This is a genomic window from Methylobacterium sp. CCH7-A2 (assembly GCF_001557075.1).
GTDB classification, from domain to species: Bacteria; Pseudomonadota; Alphaproteobacteria; order Rhizobiales; family Beijerinckiaceae; genus Allobosea; species Allobosea massiliensis.
On record NZ_LSKN01000071.1, the window covers coordinates 1 to 258 of the forward strand.

At 63.2% G+C, this 258-nt stretch carries 1 pseudogene; it reads right to left on the reverse strand.

The annotated features are described in order from the left end of the window. A pseudogene (locus AX750_RS05435) lies at positions 1-258 on the reverse strand (sulfite dehydrogenase); the annotation flags it as partial.

A 258-nucleotide genomic window follows, 5' to 3' on the forward strand; every position in this document is an offset into this window, starting at 1 on the left:
GGATGTCTTCCATCGTGAAGACCAGCGGCTTGTCGACCAGGCCATGGATCATGAGCCGGTGATTGGCCGGGTTGATCTCGGCGATGCCGCCATGATGACGCTCGAAGCACAGGCCCGAGGGCGTGATGATGCCGTCGAGCTCATGCAGCGGCGTGAAATTGACCGAAGAATCCGGCGAGGCCGTCAGCCAGAAGACGTCGCGGCGGACGATGTGCTTCTCGAAGGGCGACGGCGTGCCATAGGGGCGCTTGTCGACGC